The 18,080-nt window shown below is 70.0% G+C and carries 14 protein-coding genes; 6 read left to right on the top strand and 8 right to left on the bottom strand.

Annotated features, from left to right (window positions below; translation table 11 throughout):
* The first annotated feature begins 42 nt into the window (after positions 1-42).
* Together CLV67_RS06525 and CLV67_RS06520 are read left to right on the top strand one after the other, a co-directional pair.
* Positions 43-1,539 carry a GGDEF domain-containing protein gene (locus CLV67_RS06525; RefSeq protein WP_106316218.1) on the top strand — a complete coding sequence of 499 codons (1,497 nt, stop codon included), beginning with the start codon at positions 43-45 and terminating at the stop codon, positions 1,537-1,539.
* Positions 1,536-2,909 carry an outer membrane protein assembly factor BamB family protein gene (locus CLV67_RS06520; RefSeq protein WP_106316217.1) on the top strand — a complete coding sequence of 458 codons (1,374 nt, stop codon included), beginning with the start codon at positions 1,536-1,538 and terminating at the stop codon, positions 2,907-2,909. Before CLV67_RS06525 ends, CLV67_RS06520 begins: the two co-directional genes overlap by 4 nt.
* On the opposite strand, the gene prfA is transcribed toward CLV67_RS06520, so the two are convergent.
* Positions 2,893-3,987 (bottom strand): peptide chain release factor 1, encoded by a 1,095-nt coding sequence (gene prfA, locus CLV67_RS06515; protein WP_106316216.1) that lies wholly within the window; start codon positions 3,985-3,987, stop codon positions 2,893-2,895. The two genes, CLV67_RS06520 and prfA, sit on opposite strands and share 17 nt — an antisense overlap.
* A gap of 84 nt (positions 3,988-4,071) precedes the next feature.
* Positions 4,072-4,296 (bottom strand): 50S ribosomal protein L31, encoded by a 225-nt coding sequence (rpmE, locus tag CLV67_RS06510; protein ID WP_106316215.1) that lies wholly within the window; start codon positions 4,294-4,296, stop codon positions 4,072-4,074.
* A gap of 199 nt (positions 4,297-4,495) precedes the next feature.
* Between rpmE and CLV67_RS06505 the strand changes: the two genes are divergently transcribed.
* Genes CLV67_RS06505 through CLV67_RS06495 form a run of 3 tightly spaced genes read left to right on the top strand, consistent with a single transcriptional unit; the run spans position 4,496 to position 7,065 of the window.
* Positions 4,496-5,536, top strand: a complete 1,041-nt coding sequence (locus CLV67_RS06505) for an RNA ligase (RefSeq protein WP_106316214.1) — start codon at positions 4,496-4,498, stop codon at positions 5,534-5,536.
* Between the two features lie 13 nt (positions 5,537-5,549).
* Positions 5,550-6,446 carry a phosphatase domain-containing protein gene (locus CLV67_RS06500; RefSeq protein ID WP_106316213.1) on the top strand — a complete coding sequence of 299 codons (897 nt, stop codon included), beginning with the start codon at positions 5,550-5,552 and terminating at the stop codon, positions 6,444-6,446.
* Between the two features lies 1 nt (position 6,447).
* Entirely contained in the window at positions 6,448-7,065 is a 618-nt protein-coding gene (locus tag CLV67_RS06495; protein WP_106316212.1) for an RNA ligase family protein, read from the top strand.
* Here CLV67_RS06495 and CLV67_RS06490 read toward each other — a convergent pair.
* The 5 genes from CLV67_RS06490 to CLV67_RS06470 form a co-directional block, all read right to left on the bottom strand.
* The gene (locus CLV67_RS06490) at positions 7,049-8,209 is read right to left on the bottom strand and encodes a nitric oxide synthase oxygenase (protein ID WP_106316211.1); all 1,161 of its coding nucleotides are present in this window, start codon (positions 8,207-8,209) and stop codon (positions 7,049-7,051) included. The genes CLV67_RS06495 and CLV67_RS06490 overlap by 17 nt on opposite strands.
* A gap of 212 nt (positions 8,210-8,421) precedes the next feature.
* Entirely contained in the window at positions 8,422-10,404 is a 1,983-nt protein-coding gene (gene rho, locus CLV67_RS06485) for a transcription termination factor Rho (RefSeq protein ID WP_106316210.1), read from the bottom strand.
* Positions 10,405-10,697: 293 nt separating this feature from the next.
* Positions 10,698-11,642 (bottom strand): homoserine kinase, encoded by a 945-nt coding sequence (gene thrB, locus CLV67_RS06480; RefSeq protein WP_106316209.1) that lies wholly within the window; start codon positions 11,640-11,642, stop codon positions 10,698-10,700.
* Between the two features lie 20 nt (positions 11,643-11,662).
* Positions 11,663-12,919, bottom strand: coding sequence for an MFS transporter (locus tag CLV67_RS06475; protein WP_106316208.1), 1,257 nt, complete (start codon positions 12,917-12,919; stop codon positions 11,663-11,665).
* Between the two features lie 79 nt (positions 12,920-12,998).
* Positions 12,999-16,265, bottom strand: coding sequence for an efflux RND transporter permease subunit (locus CLV67_RS06470; protein WP_106316207.1), 3,267 nt, complete (start codon positions 16,263-16,265; stop codon positions 12,999-13,001).
* A 234-nt stretch (positions 16,266-16,499) separates the two neighbouring features.
* Here CLV67_RS06470 and CLV67_RS06465 point away from each other — a divergent pair, with 234 nt between their 5' ends.
* Positions 16,500-16,970, top strand: a complete 471-nt coding sequence (locus CLV67_RS06465; RefSeq protein WP_106316206.1) for a MarR family transcriptional regulator — start codon at positions 16,500-16,502, stop codon at positions 16,968-16,970.
* Here the strand turns inward: CLV67_RS06465 and thrC are convergent.
* A complete protein-coding gene (gene thrC, locus CLV67_RS06460) occupies positions 16,967-18,016 on the bottom strand; it encodes a threonine synthase (RefSeq protein WP_106316205.1) in 1,050 nt (349 codons plus the stop codon). The genes CLV67_RS06465 and thrC overlap by 4 nt on opposite strands.
* Positions 18,017-18,080 lie beyond the last annotated feature (64 nt).

Genomic DNA, 18,080 nt, shown 5'->3' with positions numbered 1-18,080 from the left:
GGGGTCGTCGGCGGGACGTGCCTAGGCCGTGGGAGGCGCCTGGTGGGTTGGTTGGACCAGCTCGCGGAACACGTCGAGGACCTGCGTCATGCCGGTCGCCTGCAACAGGACGGGCAGTCGGCGCTCGCCCTCCCGATCCTCGACGGGGTTCTCGCTTCCGGGACCGATCCGGCCACCCGGGCGTACGCGCTGGTCCAGCGCTTCGGTGCGCTGATCAACCTGGGCCGGGCCGGTGAGCTGCCCACCGCGATGGCGGCGGCCGTCGAGGCGGTCCGCGAGGTGCCCGACCCCTACCTGCGCGGCCAGATGCACGCGTTCGCGGCCCTCGCCGCGCATCTGCAGAGCAACCTGGACCGCGGCGTCACGCACCTGGTGCAGGCCGCGCGGGCGCTCGCCGCGGTGCCCGACCGGGACGCGGAGACGGCCTGGGGCTGGCACGACCTCGCCATGGCCTACTCCTACCTGGGTTTCCACGGCCAGGCTCTGACCGCCGTCGAGCAGGCCCGGGAGATCGGTGCGGCGGCCGGGCTGGCGCCCGAGGTGTTCGCCGCGCCCGGCATCCGGCTGCGCAACGCGGTCGCCCTCGACCATCACGGCGACACCGACGGTTGTCTGCGGGTGCTGCGCGACATGGACGCCGAGCTGTCCCGCTATCTCGCCACCGACCGGCTGCGGCCGGGCAGCCGCACGGTCTACGGCTACGCCCTGGCCCGCCGTGCCGCGGTCGGCGAGCCCACCGTGTCCGAGGCGGCCCGCTGGCTGACCGGCGGAGGCGACAGTGCCCGCACCCGTGACCTGCGGCATCTCGGTTCGGTCTGTCTCTCGATCGCGGCCGGCCGCCCGCAGCAGGCCCTGGCCATGCTCGCCGCGGTGCCGGTCTCGGCCGAGGTGCTCGGGCCCGCGGAACCCGCCCGGCTGCGCAGCATGTGCCACGCGGCCGCGGGTGACCACGCCGCCGCCCACTCCGCCGACCGGTACGCGTTCCGCCTCGCAGCGCTGCGCATCGACCAGCTCCGCGACGGTTACCTGGACGGGGTGGCCGCGCGCCTGGACGCTCAGGAGACCCATCGCGATCCGGGCCGGTACGGCGACGAGACCCTCACCGATCCACTCACCGGCCTGCCCAACCGCCGTCAGCTCGAGCGGTACGTCGACTCCCTTCTCTCGCGCGGCGAACGGGCCGCCGTCGGTCTCTGCGATGTGATCGGATTCACCACGGTCAACGTCCGGCACGGGCGGCACTGCGGTGACCTGGTGCTGCAACGGATCGCCGGTGTGCTGCACCGGGTGATGCGGCGCGGTGACTTCGTCGCCCGATTCGCCGGCGACGAATTCGTCCTGGTCCTGCCCGGAGCCGGGCCGAACCAGGCGGCCGAGGTGTCACGCCGGATCGGCGCTGCCGCGACCGCCGAGAACTGGCAGGCCCTGGTGCCGGGGACCTCGGTCGGCCTCGCCTCGGGCTGGTCGGAGGTCGGCACCAACGGGCGTGGACTCAGCGCGGCACTGGCTGCCGCGGCCGCGAGCAGGAAACCCACATGACCATGGCCGTGATCGATCTCGGCGACGTCAGCGACTCCCCGGCCGGACCGGACGACTATCCGGACGGCGGCCGGCGCCGGAAAATCGACCGGGCGGCCGCCGGCCGCTGGATCCGCGGCGTGATCGCGGCCGTCGCGGTCCTGGCGCTCGGTGGCTCCGGGCAGCCCGGCCCGCCCGTGCTCCATCAGGTGTGGTCGACCCCGTTCTCGGACATGGACGCCATGACGGTCCTCGGCGGCTCCGTCTTCCTGTACCGCTCGGTTCCCGGCGGCGAGTCCGAACTGACCGCCCACGATCTCGCGACCGGGACGACACGCTGGAGTCGCCGCACCCCCGGTGACCCGATCTGGATGACGACCCTGCCCCGGGCAGGCGTGCTGCTTCTACCCACCGGTGAGGAACTCGTCGAACGTCAGCTACCCGATGGTGGCTACCTCAGCTACGTCCACAGCGGCAGGTTGACCGCGCTGGATCCGGTCACCGGCGAGCAGCTGTGGGAGCACGACGGCATGCAGACCGGCGAGGAGACCGGCGATTCGCTGCTGCTGTTCGAGCGGGCCGAGAACGGCCGGTTGACCACGCTGCGGTTGATCGGCACACGGACCGGAGCGATCCTCTGGGAGCGTGCGGCGCCGCCCCTCGCCGAGAACGTCGCGGTCCTGTCGGAGGCCGGCGTGCCGTCACGTGTGGTCACCGCGTCGAACGAGGGCGAGCTGACCATGTCGGCCTTCTCCGACGGGCGGCCCCAGAGTTCCGGGAGGGTGCCGTGGACCCCGGTCTCGGCGGCGAGCGGCGAGGGCAGCCAGCTCACGACGGCGGGTGGCCGGATCCTGGTCATCACCAACGGCTCGCAGCAGAGCGAGGTCACCGCCTACCACCCGGACGACCTGCGCCGTCTCTGGTCGCGGGTCATGCCCGGCTGGACCTACGCGGAGACCTGCGGCCCGCTGATCTGCCTGGGCGCGTCCGGCAACTTCACCTCCGCGGTCGACCCGGCCACCGGCGAGCAGCGCTGGGATTTCCTGGGCAACTCGTTCAACGGGATACCGGTCGGCGAGGGCCGGCTGTTGATGAGCACCGGAGACACGATTCCGAGCCAGGCGATCCTCCACGTGGCGACCGGCCGCCAGATCGGGCCCTCGGTTCCCGGTTATGTGACCTTCCGGGACCGCGGGACCGGCTCGCTCATGCTGCTCCGGGGCCTCTACCCCGACCCGGAGCGAAACGCCGTGTCCCGGCTCGATCCGGCCACCGGCCGCACCATCACGTTCGGGGCGATCAGGGTCACCCAGGGCCGATTCTGCGACGGCGCCGACCGTTACCTCGCCTGCCTGGACAGCGGCCGGCTCGTGATCACTGCCGTCGGCTGACGTCGTCCGGGTCGCCGGACAGCCGGGCCGCCCGGTCGGAGGCGGCCAGCGCGTCGAGCACGCCGTCCAGCTCACCACTGAGGACCAGGTCCAGGTTGTACGCGGTGTAGCCGATCCGGTGGTCGGTGATCCGGTTCTGCGGGAAGTTGTAGGTGCGGACCCGCTCCGAGCGGTCGACCGTACGCACCTGGGCCTTGCGGGCGTCGCCGGCCGCCGCGTCGGCCGCCTCCTGCGCCTGGGCCAGCAACCGGGACCGCAGGATACGCATCGCCGACTCCTTGTTCTGGAGCTGGCTCTTCTCGTTCTGGCAGCTCACCACCGTGCCGGTGGGCAGGTGCGTGATGCGGACCGCGGAGTCGGTGGTGTTGACCGACTGGCCACCCGGGCCGGACGATCGGTACACGTCGATGCGCAGGTCACCGGCCTGGATGTCGATGTCGACCTCCTCGGCCTCGGGCAGCACCAGCACGCCGGCGGCCGAGGTGTGGATGCGGCCCTGCGACTCGGTGACCGGGACGCGCTGCACCCGGTGCACGCCGCCCTCCCACTTCATCCGGGACCAGACACCGTGACCGCCCTCGGGCACACCACGCGTCTTGACCGCGACCGAGATGTCCTTCACACCGCCGAGGTCCGACTCCTGCGAGTCGATCACCTCGACCACCCAGCCGCGGCGCTCGGCGTACCGGGTGTACATGCGCAGCAGGTCACCGGCGAACAGCGCGGACTCCTGACCGCCCTCGCCCGCCTTGATCTCGACGATCACGTCCTTGGCGTCGCTCGGGTCGCGCGGGATCAGCATCTCGCCGAGCTTCTCCTCCAGCGCGGGCAGCATCGCGGCGACCGCCTCGACCTCGGAGGCGAACCCCGGGTCCTCGGCGGCCAGCTCCTTGGCGGCGGCCAGGTCGGCGCGTGCGGCCTCCAGCTCCTGGTTGGCGGCGTAGAGCGGGGCCAGCTCGGCGAAACGGCGGCCGACCCGCCGTACCAGAGCCTGGTCGGAATGGATCGAAGGGTCTTCCATCCGCTTCTCGAGATCCGCGTACTCGGCGAGAAGCGTGCTCAAACGGTCGTTGCTCATCGAATCTCTCCAAGAGGTCGGAAGAAGCGGCTCACACGCGAACGGCGCCCGCCCCGGATTCCGGGACGGGCGCCGTTGAAGCAGTTACTTCTTCTTCGCGGCAGTGACCTTGGCGTACTTCGCCTGGAACTTCGCGACCCGGCCCGCGGTGTCGAGGACGCGCTGCTTGCCGGTGTAGAACGGGTGGCAGGCGCTGCAGGTCTCGACGCGGATCTCGCCGCTCTTGGCGGTGCTACGGGTGGTGAAGCTGCTGCCGCAGGAGCAGATGACCTCGGTGGTCGTGTACTCCGGGTGGATGCCGCTCTTCATGTCTTCTCGGTCCCTCTCAGATGGTCGGGTCGCCGGGTCGCCAACCTGTGACGGAATGACGTGAACCGGAACCCCTACTGGCCGATGTACCAGTCTGCCATGCCTCCCGTACAGGCCTGAAATCAGGAGGTGCAACTGGTTTCACGCTGGATAACGTGAGCGTCCCCGCCGGCATTCCCGTCGATGAAAGGCACCGAAAGTGACGCTCCTGAACGACGTCCTCGATCCGGTCGAACTGGCCTCCGCGGTCGACAACGGGTTGATCCGGACACAGCGTCACCCCAGCCTGCCGTTCGTCATCTACAACTACACCGAGGCCTGCCAGTACGGCGGCGCCTGGTCGCCGGTGACGCTCGCCTGCCGTGGCCTGATCGTGGACGCGGACGGACGGATCGCCGCCCGGCCGATGAACAAGTTCTTCAACCACTCGGAGAGCCACGCTCCGGTCCTCGATCCGGGCGCGAAGGTCACGGTGACCGACAAGCTGGACGGCAGCCTCGGTGTGATCTACCACGACGGCTCGGACTGGGCCGTCGCCACCCGTGGATCGTTCGCCTCCGACCAGGCCCTGCACGCCACCGAGGTGCTCCGCACCCGGTACGGGACCTTCGCCGCCCCCGCGGGACTGACCGTACTCGTGGAGATCATCTACCCGGGCAACCGGATCGTCGTGGACTACCAGGGCCTCGACGATCTCGTGCTGCTCGGGGCGGTCGAGATCGCGACGGGCCGGGTCCTCGGTCCCGACGCGGTGCCGGAGTGGCCGGGCCCGGTCGTCGAGTCGCTCACCTACGCGACGTTCGCCGAGGCTCTGGCGGCTCCGCCGCGTGACGGCCGCGAGGGCATGGTCGTGCGGGTCGACGAGACCGGCGAGCTCGTCAAGATCAAGTACGCCGAGTACGTCCGGCTGCACCGGCTCGTGACGGGTCTCACACCGCGAAGCGTGTGGGAGATCCTCGCCACCGGCGGCGACCTGGACGCGCTCACCGAGCCGCTGCCCGACGAGTTCCACGTGTGGGTCCGCGGGATCGCCGAGGGACTCGTGGCCGAGGTCGACGGGCGGGCCGCCGCGGTCGAGGACGCCTACGCGGGCATCGTCGCCGCGCTGCCCGAGGGCTGGGGCCGCAAGGAGTTCGCGGCGAGCGCGGTGCGCAGCGATTACCGGGGGGAGCTCTTCCTCCGGCTGGACGGCAAGGATTACCGTCCCGGCCTGTGGCAGCGCGTGCGACCGGCCGGTTAGGAAGCGACAGGAAATGACACGACTTCTCATCACCCGGGGCCTGCCGGCCTCCGGCAAGACCACGTTCGCGCGCAAGCTGCAGCCGGAGGTCGTCCGGGTCAACCGCGACGACCTGCGGCTCATGCTGCACGGCCGGCGACTGTTCACGCAGCACGCCGAGGCTCAGGTCACCCAGGCTCAGCGGGTCGCCGTGGAGGCGCTGCTGCGCGCCCGCGGCAACGTGATCGTCGACGACACGAACCTGCGCGCCAAGACGGTCCGCGAGTGGGCCGAGATGGCCGCGCGGTTCAACGCGTCGTTCGAGGTGCACGACTTCACCGACGTGCCGGTCGACGAGTGCGTCCGGCGCGACGCCGACCGGCCCGAGGGCGAGCGGGTCGGCGAGGAGGGCATCCGCCGCATGCACGAGCGCTACCTGGCCGGCAAGAACCTGCCGCTGCCGGTGCCGTTCGTCGACCCGGGTGGACCCGGCGTGGTCTACCGGCCGGATCCGGAGCTGCCGGAGGCCGTCCTGGTGGACATCGACGGGACCGTCGCGCTGATGCGCGGGCGTAGTCCGTACGACTGGGGCCGGGTCGGTGAGGACGAACCGAACCCGTCGGTCATCGCCGCGGTCCGGGCGATGCACGCGGCCGGCCACGCGATCGTCTTCTGCTCCGGCCGCGACGCCGTGTGCCGCCCGGAGACGGAGGCCTGGCTGGAGCTGTTCGTCGGGGTGCCGTACGAGGCGTTGTTCATGCGGCCGGAGGGCGACAGCCGCAAGGACTCGATCGTCAAGCGCGAGATCTTCGACCAGGAGATCCGGGACCGCTGGCGGATCGTCGGGGTGTTCGACGACCGTCAGCAGGTGGTACGTATGTGGCGGCAGCTCGGCCTGACCGTCTTCCAGGTAGCGGAGGGGGATTTCTAGGGTGAAGTACCCGCGGACGTTCCACCTCCCCGACTCACCGGGGGCGACCGACGACGATCGGATCCAGCAGGATCTGTCGTGGCTGGACGGCGAGCTCGTGGTGACCGAGAAGATGGACGGCGGGAACCTCACCTTCACCCGCGACACCATGTACGCCCGCTCGCTCGACTCCGGCACCCAGCCGTGGGACCGGCCGGCGAAGGCGTTGTGGGCCATGACGGCGTACCGCATCCCCGACGGATGGCGCGTCTGCGGCGAGTCCATGTGGGCTCGCCGCAGCGTCGCCTACACCGACCTGCCCGGCGTCTTCCTGGTGTTCGGCATCTGGGACGAGACGAACACGCTGCTCGGGTGGGACGACACCGTGGACTGGTCCCGCCGCCTGGAGCTTCCGATGGTGCCGGTCCTCTACCGCGGCGGGAGCCTCTCGGAGGCGCGGGCCGCCTGGGCACTTCAAAGAAACACCGAGACATCCGAGGGGTACGTGGTACGCGCGGCCGGGCGCATCCCGGCGTCCGAGTTCGACCGCAAGCTGCTCAAGTGGGTGCGCTCCGACCACGTCCGTACCGAGGCGTCCTGGCGTCACCGCGACGACTTCGCGCTCAACGAGTTCGCCTAGGGCAGCCCCGGGCCAGCTCCGCGGCCTCGTCGTCGAGATAGAAGGCGGGCCGCTGGTCGAACTCCTCGTAGTACCGGTGGAAGACCGGGGTGATGCCGCCGGAGATGGGCGGGACGATCCAACTCCAGTCCGCGGGTACCCGCCGCCCGGCCTTCTCCTCGTTGCGCAGGTGGGTGAGGAACCGCTGCGACTCGGTGTGGTGGTCGCTCATCTTGACGCCGGCCACCTCGAAACTGTGCAGGACCGCCCGGTTCAGCTCGACCAGCGCACGGTCGCGCCAGAGCGTGGACTCGCGGCTCGTGTCCAGGCCCATCCGCTCGGCGACCAATGGCAGCAGGTCGTAGCGGTCGGCGTCGGCGAGGTTGCGGGCGCCGATCTCGGAGCCCAGGTACCAGCCGTTGAAGGGCGCGAGCGGGTAGTGCACGCCACCGACGGTGAGGCGCATGCCGGAGATCGCGGGCACGGCGTGCCACCGCAGTCCTAGCTCGGCGAACCAGCCGAACTCGGGGTGGCTGAGCGGCACCTCGCGGATCGCCCGTTCCGGCAGCTCGTAGACGCGTACTCCCTCGGTGGGTGTCTCGATCACCAGCGGCAGCACGTCGAACGCCTCACCCTTGCCCCGCCAGCCGAAGCCGCGGATCGCCTCGGTGAGCCCGATCTGGCGCGGGTCGCCGACCGTACCGCCGTCCCCGATGCGGTAGCCGGCGTACCGGATCAGCTGCTCGTTCCACACCCGGGCGTACGGCTGACCGGGCTGCGCGGGAGCGAAGACGCTGATCACCGGCCGGATCTGGCCGCTCCCGGCGGTCTGCAGGTGCTGCACGAGCAGCGAGTAGATCTCGTCGGCGGTACGGGCACGCCGCCGGTCCAGCACCATGAGGCTGCGCCAGTAGAGCCGCCCGATGCAGCGGCTCGCGTTGCGCCAGGCCATCCGGGCGCCGTGGGTCAGTTCGTCGGTGGTGTGCACGTAGGTGCCGGTCGCCGCGATCTGCGCCCGGACTATGGCCAGGCGGGGCTCGACCGGCCCGAGACGGGGATTCTCGGTGTAGCAGGCACGCAGGAAGTCCTCGGCCTCGCCGGGATCCACGGGCGAGCTCGGATCCCAGGGCTCGACCGGATTGTCCCGGTAGCCGGGCACGATCATCGGGCGCCTCCGGATGAGTGGGATGGGGATACCGGAGGTTCGCATGACCCGGGATGGGCGGAATCAGACAGGTTGTGCGACAAAAATGACGCGACCCACCCGATTGGGTGGGTCGCGTCATTTTTGTCCTGCGAGACTTGTTCGCGACGGTTGAGGCGTCCTGCGCTGATTACGCGTTTTGCATCTCAAGGTAAGTCGCGAACAATTCTCATCTATTCGCCTGGCGTCGACTTGGCGATCTGCATCAGGAACTCGATGTTGGTCCGGGTCTGCTTGAGCCGGTCCATCAGGAGGTCCAGAGCCGCGCCGGACTCCAGCGAGCTGAGCACCTTGCGGAGCTTGTGGATGATCGCCAGCTCCTCCTTGCCCAGAAGGATCTCTTCCTTACGGGTGCTGGAGGCGGAGACGTCCACGGCCGGGAAGACACGCTTGTCGGCGATCTTCCGGTCGAGCTTGAGCTCGGCGTTACCCGTGCCCTTGAACTCCTCGAAGATGACCGTGTCCATCATCGAGCCGGTCTCGACCAGCGCGGTCGCGAGGATGGTGAGCGAGCCACCGTTCTCGATGTTGCGCGCGGCGCCGAGGAAGCGCTTCGGCGGGTAGAGCGCCGTCGAATCGATACCACCCGACATGATCCGGCCGGAAGCCGGAGCGGCCAGGTTGTACGACCGGCCGAGCCGGGTGACCGAGTCGAGCAGCACGACCACGTCGTGGCCCAGCTCGACCAGCCGCTTGGCCCGCTCGATGGCGAGCTCGGCGACCGTGGTGTGGTCCTGCGGCGGACGGTCGAACGTGGCCGCGATGACCTCGCCCTTGACCGTGCGCTGCATGTCGGTGACCTCTTCGGGCCGCTCGTCCACGAGCACGACCATCAGGTGGCACTCGGGGTTGTTGCGGGTGATCGCGTTGGCCAGCGCCTGCAGGACCATCGTCTTACCGGCCTTCGGCGGGGAGACGATGAGCGCGCGCTGGCCCTTACCGATCGGCATCACCAGGTCGATGATGCGGGTGGTGAGGATGTGCGGCTCGGTCTCCAGCCGCAGGCGCTCCTGCGGGTAGAGCGGCGTGAGCTTGTAGAACTCGGGACGGCGACGGGCCTCGTCCGGCTCCATCCCGTTGATGGTGTCGAGGCGGACCAGCGGGTTGTACTTGTCCCGCCGCTGCCCGTCGTTGCCGCCCTCACGCGGGGCGGAACGCACCGCACCGGTGACCGCGTCGCCGCGGCGCAGGCCGTACTTCTTGACCTGCGACATCGACACGTAGACGTCGTTCGGGCCGGAGAGGTACCCGGTGGTCCGGACGAACGCGTAGTTGTCCAGCACATCGAGGATGCCGGCGACCGGGACGAGGACCTCGTCCTCGGTCACGTGCGGCTCCCGGCCCTCGCGCTGGCCCCCGCGGTCCTCGCGCGGGTTGTCGTCACGGTCGCGGCCGCGACGACGGTCCCGGAAGCGGCTGCGCCGGCTCCGGCGGCCACCCTCGCCGTCGTTGTCGTCGTCGTCGTGACCCTGGTCGGCACGCTGGCCGCGGTCGTTGCCGCCGCGGTCGTCGCGCTGCTGGTTGTCACGCTGGCCGTCACGCGACTGGCCGTCACGCGACTGACCGTCACGCGACTGACCGTCACGCTGGTTGCGCTGCCGGTCGCGGTTGCGCTCGCCCCGCTCGGGACGGTCACCCCGCTCCGGGCGCTCGGTCGTCTCGGCGGCGGGCGCGGGAGCCTCGGCCGGAGCCACAACGGGAGCAGCAGCGGGAGCGACCTCGGCGGTCTCACGCGGCGCCGACTCACGCGGCGCCGACTCCCGGGAACCGCGCTCACGGCGGCTACGGGACGGTCGCTCGGCCGGAGCAGCGGTCTCAGCCGGAACGGATGCGGTCTGGGGAGCCTCGACCGTAGCGGCCTGGGCGGGAGCCGGGGCGACGGTCTCGGAGCCGTTGGTGCGCGGACGCGGGGCGGTCTCGGCCGCGGCGGCGGGGGCGCCTCCGCTCTGACGCTCGGTGATCGCGGCGATCAGCTCGCCCTTGCGCATCCGGGCGGTGCCGGAGATGCCGAGGGAGGCGGCGAGGCTCTGCAACTCGGGCAGCAGCATCGCGGACAGCCCGGTGCCGCCCCGGCGACGCTTAGTAGCGGTCGCGGTGGTGCCTGCGCCGTCAGCGACGTCAGAAACACCCGACGTCACGTCGGTGGTGTCGCTCAATGGATTCCTTCCGTCGGAAAAAGCCCGAGTTCACCCGGAACTGCAGCTTTGGGCCGGGTGCCCTCGGAACCCGCTTCGCAACAGCGGCGCGGGAGTTTGCAGCACGGCAGCTCGACGGTATCCCTGCCCGGCGAGGCTCGACGGGTAGGTCTCGGCGAGTGCAGCAATCTATCGACTGCTGCCCGGCGTTTGCCTTGGTGAGAGTTGAGAAAGACCAGAAGGCCCAGAATCTCGGGGGTGCGCCGAACCGCAGAGATCGCTTGCTTCGCGGCTGTGCTAGGTCTTGAGCGTAGTCAACTCGTGCGACCTGCGGCAACAGGACCCCGCTCGGCGTGTTCCACCATACCCCCTTTCACAAGAGCACCGGCGTCATCCACGCCCAGCACTTCGCTGTGCCAGTGCGCGCCCGGCGTGAAATCGGCCGGGACCTCGGTCAACGCCAGCACGGTCGGACCGGCTCCGCTGACCACGGCGGCCACTCCGACCGATCGGAGCGCCGCCACCAGAGAGGCCGTACCCGGCATCCCCGGAGCGCGGTAGTCCTGGTGAAGCCGGTCCTCGGTGGCCGGGAACAACAGGGACGGGTCACTCGTGAGTGCGTGCGTGAACAGAGCCGCCCGTCCGGCGTTGAAGGCCGCGTCGCGGTGCGGCACCTCGGACGGCAACGCCGCCCGCGCGGAGGCGGTGTACCCCAGTTCGGCGGGGATGAAAACAGTCGGACGTACGCCGTCGGCCGGCGCCAGTCTGACCGCCCGTGCTCCGTCCGGCCCGGTCCACGCGATGGTGAACCCGCCGAGCAGACACGGGGCGACGTTGTCCGGATGTCCCTCGAGCCGCGCCGCGATGCGCAGGGCGGCGGCGTCGTCGATCAGCTCGAGTCCGTCTTTGATCAGACCACGGGCCAGTTGTACGCCGCCCACGATCGCAGCCGACGAACTGCCCATGCCGCGCGCCTGCGGGATCCGGTTGACGCACTCCACGGCCAGACCCGGCGGACGCTCACCGGCCTCGTCGAAGGTGGCCAGCATCGCCCGCACCACCAGATGGTCGGCACCGGTCGGCAGGTCGCCCGCCCCCTCACCGCGGACCGTGACGACGAAGCCGTCGCCGGTCACCCGCGCCGTCAGGTCGTCGTACATCGTCAGCGCCAGACCCAGGGCGTCGAAGCCGGGGCCCAGATTGGCGCTGGTCGCCGGCGTGCTGACGGAGACCGGTTCGGTGACGAAGGTCAAGCCCATCGCCACATGCTAGGGCGTGATCATTTCGACGGAAGCTCCCCGGTCCCGGTAATCCCGAATGTCGGCTCGGCCGAGGGCTTGAGCCGACGGGTGGCCAGCCGCCATCCGATCGCGTAGGTGAGGGTGATCAAACCGCAGCCCGCGATGATCCACTCCTGGTCGATGCGGTCGATGGCCGCGCCCGCCACCAGCTGGCTCACCGCGATCGCGAGCGTCGCGAGCATCATGTCGGTGGCGAAGACACGGCCGCGCAGTTCGTCCGGAACCTCGCCCTGCAGGGCGTAGTTCGACAGCACCCAGTTGCTGCCGCCGGCGAAGTGCGCGACGAAGACCAGCGCCAGGACCAGCGGGAACCACGGCGCCGCGGCGACACCCAGGTAGCCGAGACCGTACAGGCCCATGGAGAGAGCCAGCCCGGGCAGCAGCCAGGCCGGCCGGTTCAGCACCGGGCGCATCACCAGCGGGCCGATCAGCGCGCCCGCGCCGCGCAGCGCGAACAGCAGGCCGGTGCCCACCGCGCCGACGCCGTGCGACGCGGCGATCAACGGGAACACGGTCAGCACGCCGTTACCAAGACCGACCGCCGACTTCACCGTGACCAGGGCCCGGACCCGCGGGTGGCCGGCGATCCAGCGCAGCGACTCCAGCAGGGCGGCCAGGGCCCGGACCGACGGGGCTCCCCCGCTGCGCGGCGCCTGCATCGGGCGCTGGATCAGGGCGGTGATCAGGCTCCCGGTCAGCAGGCACACGGCGGTCACGGCGAAGCAGACGTACGGGTTGAAGACGCTGCTCACCACGCCACCGAGCGAGGCGCCCACCACCGTCATGGTGCCCCACGCAGAGCCGGCGATCGTGTTGGCCGCGGCCAGGTCGGCCGGGTCCACCAGGTTCGGCAGCGCGGCCGACGCGGCCGGTGAATAGAAAGCCTTCGACACCGCGATGGCGCCGACCGCGACGAGTGCGAGCGGGGCGGTCGCCTCGGACCGGACCGCGAACAGCAGCAGCACCGACAGGAACGCCGCGGCGTTCGAGACGATCAGGATCTTGCGGCGGTCCACCCGGTCGGCGACCGTGCCGGTCCACGGGAGCAGCAGGGCCAGGATTCCGGTGTCCACGGCCAGCACCATCGCGCCCAGCGTGCCGCTGCCGGTGAGCTCGGGAAGCAGCACGAGCAGCGGAATCATCACGAACCAGTCGGCGCCGAAGACCACCAGCTCGGCCGCGAAGAGGCGGCGGAAGTCACGGTTGCGGGTAAGGACCGAAAACGACGCTGGCACGTACCGACTTTAACGTTGTCACGGTCTTGTAAACACCGATGCCCGGCCACTTGGGCCGGGCATCAGCGTCTATCTGAGGCTATTCAGCCGGATTGACCGGCTTACGCGGCATCTTCAGCACCTCGAACTGGTCGGTGAACCCGCGCAGGGCGGACTTCCCACCGGTCTCGGCCGGCGCCTCGTGCGCCCCGCCGCTGGAGTCCGGAGCCACACCGGCCGGCACCAGGTCGTCGGCGGGCTCGTCGGCGGCGTGCTTCGGCTGCCCGGCCGCCTGGCCCTTCCGCAGGCGCTTCGCCTGACGCTTGGTCCGGCTCTTCTCCCTGCGGTTCTCCACCATGGTGTAGAGCGTCGGCACCAGCACCAGGGTCAGCAGCGTCGAGCTGACCAGACCACCGATCACCACGATGGCCAGCGGCTGGGAGATGAAGCCGCCCTCGCCGGTGAGACCCAGGGCCATCGGGATGAGTGCGAAGATCGTCGCGATGGCGGTCATCAGGATCGGGCGCAGCCGGTGCCGGCCGCCCTCGATCACGGCCTCGCGTACGCCGTACCCCTCGGCCCGGTAATGGTTGATCAGGTCCATCAGCACGATCGCGTTCGTGACCACGATGCCGACAAGCATCAGCACACCGATCAGCGCCGGAACGCCGAGCGGGGTGCCGGTGATCAGCAGCAGACCGATCGCACCGGTCGCCGCGAACGGGATCGACACCAGCAGGATCACCGGCTGCAGCAGGCTGCGGAAGGTGGCGACCATGATGATGAAGACGATCGCGATGGCGGCCAGCACGGCCAGGCCGAGCTGCTCGAACGCCTCCGCCTGGTCGGCGCCGACACCGGCGACGGTGATCTCCGCTCCGGGCGCCTCCTCCAGTGCGTCCAGCGCCTTCGTCAGGTCGGCGTTGACCACGCGGAGGTCGGAGCCGACCACCACGCCGCTGACGGTGGCGGTGCGGTTGCCGTCGACCCGGGTGACCGCGGCCGGACCGCCGACCTCCTTGACGTCGGCGACCTGGTCCAGCGGGACGAACCCACGCGGGGTGGTCAGCGGCAGGGCACGGAGCGCGGCCGGGTCGGCCGGCGCCTTGCCGAACGAGACGACCACGTCCTGGGTGTTGCCGTCGACGCTGATCTGACCGGCCGGGGCGCTGCGGAACATGCCCGCCACGGTCTGGGCGATCTGCGCCTCGGTGAGCCCGGCGGCCGCGGCGGCCTTGCGGTCCACCACCACGTCGAGTCGCGGGACGCTGGCCACCAGGGTGGTGTCGACGTCGGTCACGCCCTCGATGCCGGCCATCGCTTTCCGGACCTGCTCGGTGGTGCTCGCGAGCACGGCATTGTCGGACGCGGAGACCTGCACGGCGAGCTGGCTACCGCCCAGACCCGAGCTCTCCTGACCGATCTTGATCTCGCCGACCCCGACCAGCTGGGCGAACTGGTCGCGCAGGTCGTCGGAGAGCTGCTCGGCGTCGGCGTCCTCGTTGAGGGCCACGTTGTAGTTGGCAGTACCGGATCCGCCGCCCCCGGCGAACGGGTTGGCGGAGTTGCCGCCCACGGTGACCTGGTAGGTCTTGATCTCGGCGCGGGCCTCGAGCACGCCCTCGACCTTCTTGGCCGCCGCGTCGGTGGCCGCCAGGCTGGTACCGGCCGGCAGCTCCTGGCTGATGGTCAGGCTGTCCTGCCCCGACTCGTCGAGGAAGTTGGTCTCCAGCCGGGTGGAGAGGACGAACGTGCCGACGAGCACCACGATGCCGATCAGCACCGTGGTCCAGCGCTTGGTGGTGGCGAATCGGATGACCGGCAGGTAACCGCGCTGCAGCGGGCTGCGCAGCTCCTTCTCCTCGGCGGCCCGGCGGACGGCCTCGTTGTCGGCGCCCACGGGCGGCGGCTTGAGGAACCAGTAGGCCAGCACCGGCACGATGGTCAGCGACACGAAGAGCGAGGCCAGCAGGGCCACCGTCACGGTGATCGCGAAGGACGAGAAGATCTGTCCGACCAGGCCGCCGACCAGCGCGATCGGAGCGAACACGGCGACCGTGGTGAGCGTCGACGCGACGACCGCGCCGGCCACCTCACGAACGGCGCCGAGGATGGCCTGGACCTTCTCCTCGCCGTACTCGAGATGGCGTTTGATGTTCTCCAGCACCACGATCGAGTCGTCCACCACCCGGCCGACCGCGATCGTCAGCGCGCCGAGGGTGAGCAGGTTGAGCGTGTAGTCGCCGATCCACAGCGCGATCAGGGCGACCAGCACCGAGAGCGGGATGGAGACCGCGGTGACCAGGGTCGAGCGGACGCTGAGCAGGAAGACCAGGATGACCACGACCGCCATCAGCAGGCCGAGCAGGCCCTCGGTGGTCAGGCTCTCGATGGACTTCTCGACGTAGGGCGCCTGGTCGGTGATCACGGTCAGCGTGGCGCCGGAGTCGTTCTGCAGGTCGGCCAGGATGTCCCGGACCTCGTGCGAGATGGAGACCGGGTTGCCGTCGGGCCGGGCAGTCACCGCGATGCCGAGACTGTCCACCCCGTCGGTCCGCGTGTACGACTCGGCGGCCGGCAGCTTGCTCTCCACCGCGGCCACGTCACCGAGCCGGACCGGTCCGCGGGAGCCGGTGAGGTAGACGTCCTTGAGCTGGTCGACCGCGGTGATCGGAGTGCCGACCTGGACGGTCAGCGACTTGTCGCCCTCGACGACCGCACCGGCCGGGATGGAGACGCCGTTGGCCTGGAGCACCGTGGTGAGCGAGGCGGGGCTGACCCCGGCCGCGCCCATCTTGGCCAGGTCGGGGGTGATCACGACCTGCTTGGAACGGGCCCCGGTGACCTGGACGTCACGGACGCCCTCGATGGCGTTGAGCTCCGGTACGACGGTCTCGTTCAGCCGGTTGAGCAGGTCGGACTCGTCGGAACCGCCGGAGGCGGCGAGCACGATCGCCGGGATGTCGTCGGTGCCGCCCGCGAAGACGGCCGGGTCGACGTTCTCCGGCAGCTGGGCCTGGATCCGGTTGAGCGAGGTGGTCACCTGGTTCACCGCGGACTCGATGTCCGTGCCGAACTCGAACATCACCACGACGCTGGACACGTTCTCGCGGGAGGTCGAGGTCACCGTGTCGATGCCGTCGATGCCCTTGACCGCGTCCTCGATCGGCTTGGTCACCTGTTCCTCGACCGCTTCGGGCGAGGCTCCGGGCAGCACCGCGCTCACGAACGCGGCGGGCAGCTCGATCGAGGGGAAGAGCTGCTGCTTGAGGGACGGAATCGCATAGAGCCCGAAGCCGCTGATCACGAGAGCGATCAGGGCGACGAGACCTCGGTTGGCAAGGCTGAGCCGTGTCAGAGCTGACATTGGCACTCCCCCGAGATTGGTTCGGTCGATATTGATAGTTTGCATGACGCGAACAAATGGTTTTCCACCGGGTCCTGTGGGACTCGTTCGCGACGATGGAGATGTCGCAGCCTTCCTTCACGAGGCAGAACTGAAGGTGGGTCGCGAACGAACCCCACTGGTAACGTCCCGTGCACACGAACGCCACAAAAGGAGCAGGCGCTGAGCCAGGAAGAAAAGCTCATCGCGGACATCATGGGCGCGTCGATCCAGCTCGAGCACCTGTTCGCCGATGACCGGTCCGACCCGCTCTTCTCGTCACACCTGACGATGTCGCAGCTGAAGATCATGCTGTTGCTGTCCCGGCACGGCACACTCGCCGGCGGGGAACTGGCCCGGATGCTCGGGGTGGGCGCCGCCGCTCTCAGCGGGATGATCGACCGTCTGGTCGTGCAGGACCTGGTGACACGCACGGAGGACGTCAACGACCGGCGCGTTCGCCGGATCGGACTCACGAAGGCGGGCACCGAAGTCATCGAGGGCATCATCACGGCAGGGGTGGCGAAGCAACGCCAACTCCTCAGCCGACTCTCAGCGGAGGAACTGACGATCGTGGCCCAGGCCATGGAGTTGCTGGTCCGCGAGGCGGGGTGCCAGGCGGCCGAAGAGGCCGCAGCCAGTCTTGCAGACCACGCCGCGGCCGATACCACAACTTCGGAAACCTAGGCCAGGTCGAGGGCCTTCGCCGCAAGCAGCGCGTCGTTCGCGATGACGGTCGGGGACGGGGCAGTCGAGATCGCCCACTCCGGATCCTTCAGGCCGTGCCCGGTCACCGTGCAGACCACCCGGGAACCGGCCGGAATCTTGCCGGCGGCCGCCTGCTGGAGCAGACCCGCCACGCTCGCCGCGCTGCCCAGCTCGACGAAGACGCCGACCTCGCGGGCGAGCAGCCGGTACGCGTTGAGGATGTCCCGGTCGGTGACGGCCGAGATCAGGCCGCTCGAGGAGTCCCGCGCGTCCAGCGCCTTGGTCCAGCTGGCCGGGTTGCCGATGCGGATCGCGGTGGCGATCGTCGACGGGTGCTCGACGACCTGGCCGTTCACGATCGGCGCGGCGCCGGAGGCCTGGAAGCCGTACATCTTCGGGAGCCTCGTCGAATTCCCGGCCTCGCGGTCCTCCTGGTAGCCCATCCAGTACGCGGAGATGTTGCCCGCGTTGCCGACCGGGAGACAGTGGATGTCCGGGGCGTCGCCGAGCGCCTCGACGATCTCGAAGGACGCCGTCTTCTGCCCGTGCAGGCGGAAGATGTTCACCGAGTTGACCAGGGAGACCGGGTAGTCCTGGGACAGCTTGGAGGCGAGTGCCAGGCAGTCGTCGAAGTTGCCGTCGACCTGGAGCAGCCGGGCGCCGTGCACCAGGGCCTGGGCCAGCTTGCCGAGCGCGATCTTGCCCTGCGGCACGAGGACGGCACAGGTGATGCCGGCCCGGGCGGCGTACGCCGCGGCCGACGCGCTGGTGTTGCCGGTGGACGCGCAGATGATCGCCTTCGCGCCCTCCTCGACCGCCTTGGAGACGGCCATCGTCATACCGCGGTCCTTGAAGGACCCGGTGGGATTGGCGCCCTCCACCTTCAGGTAGACGTCGGCGTTCACCCGCGACGACAGGACCGGCGCCGGCACCAGCGGAGTGTTCCCCTCGTGCAACGAGACCACCGGAGTGGCGTCGGTGACCGGCAGCCGGTCCCGGTACGCCTCGATCAAGCCCCGCCACATGGCCGTACTCCTCACTCATGCTGGGAAGTTCCGGCCCAGGGTGCCGGACTCACCCGATCTTTGG

It is taken from the genome of Actinoplanes italicus, assembly GCF_003001815.1.
GTDB lineage: Bacteria > Actinomycetota > Actinomycetes > Mycobacteriales > Micromonosporaceae > Actinoplanes > Actinoplanes italicus.
This window is presented reverse-complemented; position numbering and strand designations above follow the sequence as displayed.